We start from the raw sequence: 5,453 nt of genomic DNA, 5'->3' as shown, positions 1-5,453 counted from the left end.
TGCCCGAGCGCACGTCGCTGCAGCAGGCTCAGGGCGCGGCGAAGCCGCTGCACGTGTGGCCCGGCGAGTCGGCTCAGGAGCTCGCGGCCGACTTCGACGCCCTGCTCGACCGCATCATGCGCGCGGGACGGATCGCCAATCCTGCCGACGAGACGGTCGCCGAGTAAGCATCCCCGGACAGCAAGAGACCCCGCCTCGGCGGGGTCTCTTCTTCTCGTCCGGGGTCAGGCCGTGCGCTTGGCCCTGCGCTGCGCGAGCTCGTCGACCTGATCGGGCGTCTGCGCCTCGAAGTCGACGAGCGTGGCCTCGACCTCGTGCAGCACCTTGCCGACGGCGATGCCGAACACGCCCTGCCCGCGGCTGACGAGGTCGATCACCTCGTCGTTCGACGTGCACAGGTAGACCGACGCGCCGTCGCTCATGAGCGTGGTGCCGGCGAGGTCGCGGATGCCCGCGGCGCGCAGCTGCTCGACAGCGGTGCGGATCTGCTGCAGGGAGATGCCGGTGTCGAGGAGGCGCTTGACGAGCTTGAGGACGAGGATGTCGCGGAACCCGTAGAGGCGCTGCGATCCGGAGCCCGTCGCGGTGCGGACCGTGGGCTCGACGAGTTCCGTGCGGGCCCAGTAGTCGAGCTGGCGGTACGTGATGCCCGCCGCACGGGCGGCGACGGCGCCGCGGTAGCCGGTCTCGGGGTCGAGGTCGGGCAGCCCGTCCGTGAAGAGGAGATCGGTCATGCCGCGACCGGTGGGGTCGTCAGCGCTCATGTGCTTCCTCCTCAGATGGTGGGACTCTTTCAACCGTATGGGAGCCCTGAGACCCGGGCAATGACATCCGTGTGATCCGGTGCGCGTGTCGCTCGCGCGTTACAGAACAGTGACCTTCGAGTCGAAGGTGAGACTCGCCGCGTCCGCTCCCTCCGCGGGGCCGCTTCCCCGCGCGACCGCGGCGCATCAGCCGATCAGACGGCCCAGGGCGTCCTTGACGAGGATCGAGCGCACCTCGTCGAGCCGGGAGGCGAGCTCGGGAGCGAGCTCGCTCGCCCGGGCCCGGGAGCCGGCGTCGGTGCGCCGCAGCAGGGCCGACAGCGCCGACTCCACGAGCGCCACCTCACGCTCTGCCGCCTGCCGCATGCCGCGCACGTGGCGCGGCTCGATCCCGTGGCGCGACAGGGCCACGAGCGCGCGCAGCAGCGCCAGCGCCTGGTCGTCATAGCTGTCGGCCGCCTTCAGCAGACCCGTGCTGACGGCGTCGTTCAGCAGCTGCGGCGCGGCGCCCGCCGCGCTCAGCAGCTCCTGGCGGGTGTGCCGGCGGGCCGCGGGGTGGATCGATGGCGGCGGCACCTGCGGCGTGGCCGGAGCGCGGCCGGCGTCGACGTCGTCCAGGTAGTCGCGGATCTTCACCAGCGGAAGGTAGTGGTCACGCTGCAGCGTGAGCGCGAGGCGCAGGCGGTCGAGGTCGTCGGGCGAGAACTTGCGATAGCCCGATGCCGTGCGCTGCGGCGTGACGATGCCCTGCACCTCGAGGAAGCGCAGCTTGCTCGAGGTCAGCGCGGGGAACTCCGGGGTGAGCTTGGAAAGGACCTGACCGATGCTCAGAAGGCCCGCGGGCGCCTTCCGTGCGTGGGAAGCGGGCTCGCGGGCGGCGGCTGCCGCCATCAGGCGACCTGCCCCGATCCGCCGCTCTGGCGATCCTGAGGCGAGATGAAGAAGTTCAGACGGAACTTGCCGATGCGCACCTCGGCGCCGTTGCTCAGCTCGGCGCGGTCGACCCGCTCGCCGTTGACGTAGGTGCCGTTCAGCGATCGCTGGTCGACGATCTCGAACGAGGTGCGGTGACGCGTGATCTCGGCGTGACGGCGCGAGACGGTGACATCGTCGAGGAAGATGTCGGCCTCCGGGTGGCGCCCAGCGGTGGTCACGTCGGTGTCGAGCAGGTAGCGTGCGCCCGCCGTGGGGCCGGAGCGCACCAGCAGCAGGGCCGATCCGGAAGGCAGCGCGGCGATCGCGTCGCGCTCGGTGGCGCTCAGCTCGCCGGCGAACGGGACGAACGACAGGTCGGAGTCGTGCCCGAACGTCTGGGTCGAATCGCCCGAGCCGTCGTGGCCGAACTGCGTGGTGTGGCCGTCGCGGTGGATCGGCGACCCCTGCTCGTTCTGTGACACGTGATGCCCTCCTTTCGGATCAGCCTAACCGATCGGATTATGCCGGTCACAAGTCGGTCACGGGCGGAGGACCCGATATCCCGGGCGACGACGCGGCAAGGGGTCAGGAGCCGCACGGTAGCGTGGCCGAATGCCCGCATCGCGTCGCTTCCGCCCGCATCGTCTCCTCTCCGTGGGCCTCGGCGCCCTGCTGGCCCTGCTGGGTTCGGTCGTCATCGCGGCGCCGGCGGCCGCGCACGATTCGCTCATCAGCTCGGACCCCGCCGCCGACTCGAGCGTCGAGACCATGCCGGAGGAGATCACCCTGTCCTTCTCCGCAGCCCTGCTGACGATGAGCCCCCAGGACACGGTCGTCGATGTGCTCTCCCCCTCCGGCACGGACGTCTCCGAGGGCGACGCTGTCGTCGACGGCGCGGTCGTGAGCCAGGCGATCGGCACGATCACGGAACCGGGCGCCTACACCGTCAACTGGCACGTGGTCTCGAGCGACGGGCACCCCACCGAGGGCACGTTCGCGTTCACGGTCGAGACGGCATCCGGCTCCGGCGTCGCCCCCGAGAACGACGAGACGGCCACGCCTCCACCCCCGAAGGACGTCGTCACGCCCACGCCCGTCGCGCCGACCGCCACGCCGTCACCCTCCGGCACCTCCTCGGCCGCGCCTGTCCCCGCCGACGACGAGGACCGCTCGTTCGGCGAGATGCTCCCGTGGATCCTGCTGATCCTGACGGGCGTCGCCGTTCTCGGCGCGCTGATCGCCGTTCTCGTCACCCGCTCCCGCGGCAGGCACGGCCGCGCTGCCGAGGACGCCGCCGACCAGGACTGAGGGGTCCGGCCTGCGGATAGGCTGGTGGCATGGCTCACTACGACGTCGTCATTCTCGGCGCGGGTCCCGGCGGTTACGTCGCGGCCGTGCGCAGCGCGCAGCTCGGACTCAATGTCGCGATCATCGAAGAGAAGTACTGGGGCGGCGTCTGCCTCAACGTCGGGTGCATCCCGTCGAAGGCGCTGCTGAAGAACGCGGAGATCGCCCACACGTTCACCCACAAGGCCGACGTGTTCGGCATCTCGGGCGACGTGCACTTCGACTTCGGCGCGGCGTTCGACCGCAGCCGCAAGGTCGCGGAGACGCACGTCAAGGGCATCCACTTCCTGATGAAGAAGAACAAGGTCACCGAGTACCAGGGCCGCGGCACCTTCACGGGCCCGAAGGCCATCTCGGTCGCCAAGACCGACGGCGGCACCGAGGAGCTCACGTTCGACAACGTGATCATCGCCACCGGCTCGAAGGTGCGCCTGCTTCCCGGCGTGCAGCTCAGCGACAACGTGGTGACGTACGAGGAGCAGATCCTCTCGCGCGAGCTGCCCGAGTCCATCGTCATCGTGGGTGCCGGCGCGATCGGCATGGAGTTCGCCTATGTGATGTCGAACTACGGCGTGAAGGTCACGATCATCGAGTTCCTCGATCGCGCCCTGCCGAACGAGGACGCCGAGGTCTCGAAGGAGATCCAGAAGCAGTACAAGAAGTACGGCATCGACATCCTCACCTCGACCGCGGTCAAGACCGTCGAGGACAGCGGATCGTCCGTGCGGGTCACGTACGAGACACGCGACGGCCAGCCGGGCGAGATCACGGCGGGCAAGGTGCTCATGTCCGTCGGGTTCGCGCCGAACGTCGAGGGCTTCGGCCTCGAGGCGACGGGCGTCAAGCTCACCGAGCGCGGTGCGATCGAGATCGACGACCACATGCGCACGAACGTCGAGGGCATCTACGCGATCGGCGACGTGACCGCCAAGCTGCAGCTCGCCCACGTGGCCGAGGCTCAGGGTGTCGTGGCGGCCGAGACGATCGGCAAGGCCGAGACGCAGACGCTGGGCGACTACCGGATGATGCCGCGCGCGACGTTCTGCTCGCCCCAGATCGCGAGCTTCGGCCTCACCGAGGAGCAGGCGCGTGCCGAGGGGCGCGAGATCAAGGTCGCCAAGTTCCCGTTCAGCGCGAACGGCAAGGCGAACGGCCTGGGCGAGCCCGTCGGCTTCGTCAAGCTGATCGCCGACGCCGAGCACCTCGAGCTCATCGGAGGGCATCTGATCGGCCCCGACGTGTCGGAGCTGCTGCCCGAGCTCACTCTCGCCCAGAAGTGGGACCTGACGGCACTCGAGGCAGCGCGCAACGTGCACACGCACCCGACGCTGTCCGAGGCGCTTCAGGAGGGCTTCCACGGCCTCGCGGGACACATGATCAACCTCTGAGCGACGCTCCACCGGCTGCGCCGGCAGAGCGGATGAGGCCCGGATCGGCGCAAGCGCGGATCCGGGCCTCTTCGCGTGCCTGCGGGACACGGGTGTGCGCGCTCGTGAATGCCGATGTGGATCGCCCGCGTCACTAAACGAACGTCGGCGTCCGTGCAAGGCCGGGGACCAGCGTGCACGGGCGGCATAGGCTCCCGCCATGGGTGACGAGGAGAAGTTCCGAAAGGGTGACGAGGTCACGTGGTCCAGCCACGGGCAGACCGTGCACGGCGAGGTGGTCGAGAAGATCACCGAGGACACCGAGGCGGCGGGACGCACCGTGCGCGCGTCGGAGGACGATCCGCAGTACCGCGTGCGCAGCGACAAGAGCGGCAGAGACGCGGTGCACAAGCCGTCCGCACTCGAGGAGGACGCGTGAGCCGGGAGTTCGATGAGGCCGTCAACATGACGGCGAGCGAGTTGGAGAGGTGGCTGCGCACCGAAGAGTCGCAGTCGGTCGGACAGTCGGACGGTGGCGAGTCGGTCGGCCATGAGTCAGGTCGACGGATCGTGGACCTGCTGCGGAAGAAGAAGTCCGATTTGACCGACGACGACGAGGCGCACATGCGCAAGGTCGTCGGGTACGTCCACCGACACCTGGCGCAGCGCCCCGACGGGGACGTCGAGGACACGAGGTGGCGGTACTCCCTCACGAACTGGGGTCACGACCCCCTCAAAGACTGATCGCCGGCGGCGGATGCGCGCCGACGCCATCGCCCGCTCTCCTGACGAAGGCCCCCGGATCATCCGGGGGCCTTCGTCGTGGGCACGAGCCGTTCAGCGCCCGACGGCGCGCGCCAGCTTCGACGTCGAGCTCGCGGCGCGGGCACCGGCGGCGAATGCCGCGTCCGTCACGGCGGCGAAGAACGCCTCGCGTGCATCGGCCTCCGCCGGCGCGGCGGGACCGAGCTCGATCTCCCACTCGTGCCACTCGCGAGCGTCGCCGGCGCGCAGATCGGTCGTGCGCACATGATCGTCGACGAACTCCGCGAGCACTCCC

7 protein-coding genes and 2 pseudogenes are annotated in these 5,453 nt (G+C 69.7%); 5 read left to right on the top strand and 4 right to left on the bottom strand.

The window, feature by feature from the left end; translation table 11 throughout:
• A pseudogene (locus RIF89_RS10455) lies at positions 1–167 on the top strand (ParA family protein); the annotation flags it as partial.
• Between the two features lie 57 nt (positions 168–224).
• Here RIF89_RS10455 and RIF89_RS10450 read toward each other — a convergent pair.
• From RIF89_RS10450 to RIF89_RS10440, 3 genes are all read right to left on the bottom strand, one after another.
• Positions 225–764 (bottom strand): MerR family transcriptional regulator, encoded by a 540-nt coding sequence (locus RIF89_RS10450; RefSeq protein WP_309069048.1) that lies wholly within the window; start codon positions 762–764, stop codon positions 225–227.
• Between the two features lie 186 nt (positions 765–950).
• Positions 951–1,655 (bottom strand): MerR family transcriptional regulator, encoded by a 705-nt coding sequence (locus RIF89_RS10445; RefSeq protein WP_309069047.1) that lies wholly within the window; start codon positions 1,653–1,655, stop codon positions 951–953.
• A complete protein-coding gene (locus RIF89_RS10440) occupies positions 1,655–2,161 on the bottom strand; it encodes an FHA domain-containing protein (RefSeq protein ID WP_375294468.1) in 507 nt (168 codons plus the stop codon). Before RIF89_RS10440 ends, RIF89_RS10445 begins: the two co-directional genes overlap by 1 nt.
• Before the next feature lie 130 nt (positions 2,162–2,291).
• On the opposite strand from RIF89_RS10440, the gene RIF89_RS10435 reads away from it, so the two are divergent.
• The 4 genes from RIF89_RS10435 (at position 2,292) to RIF89_RS10420 (ending at position 5,137) form a co-directional block, all read left to right on the top strand.
• The gene (locus tag RIF89_RS10435) at positions 2,292–2,987 is read left to right on the top strand and encodes a copper resistance protein CopC (protein WP_309069046.1); all 696 of its coding nucleotides are present in this window, start codon (positions 2,292–2,294) and stop codon (positions 2,985–2,987) included.
• A gap of 29 nt (positions 2,988–3,016) precedes the next feature.
• Entirely contained in the window at positions 3,017–4,414 is a 1,398-nt protein-coding gene (lpdA, locus tag RIF89_RS10430) for a dihydrolipoyl dehydrogenase (protein ID WP_309069045.1), read from the top strand.
• Between the two features lie 199 nt (positions 4,415–4,613).
• Positions 4,614–4,832 (top strand): DUF2945 domain-containing protein, encoded by a 219-nt coding sequence (locus RIF89_RS10425; RefSeq protein ID WP_309069044.1) that lies wholly within the window; start codon positions 4,614–4,616, stop codon positions 4,830–4,832.
• The gene (locus RIF89_RS10420) at positions 4,829–5,137 is read left to right on the top strand and encodes a DUF3140 domain-containing protein (protein WP_309069043.1); all 309 of its coding nucleotides are present in this window, start codon (positions 4,829–4,831) and stop codon (positions 5,135–5,137) included. Before RIF89_RS10425 ends, RIF89_RS10420 begins: the two co-directional genes overlap by 4 nt.
• A 93-nt stretch (positions 5,138–5,230) precedes the next feature.
• Here the strand turns inward: RIF89_RS10420 and RIF89_RS10415 are convergent.
• A pseudogene (locus RIF89_RS10415) lies at positions 5,231–5,453 on the bottom strand (adenylate cyclase); the annotation flags it as partial.

This window comes from Microbacterium sp. (genome assembly GCF_031178525.1).
In the GTDB taxonomy this organism is placed as follows: domain Bacteria; phylum Actinomycetota; class Actinomycetes; order Actinomycetales; family Microbacteriaceae; genus Microbacterium.
Note: the sequence above shows the minus strand (reverse complement) of the source record. Positions and strands in the feature narration are given on the sequence as shown.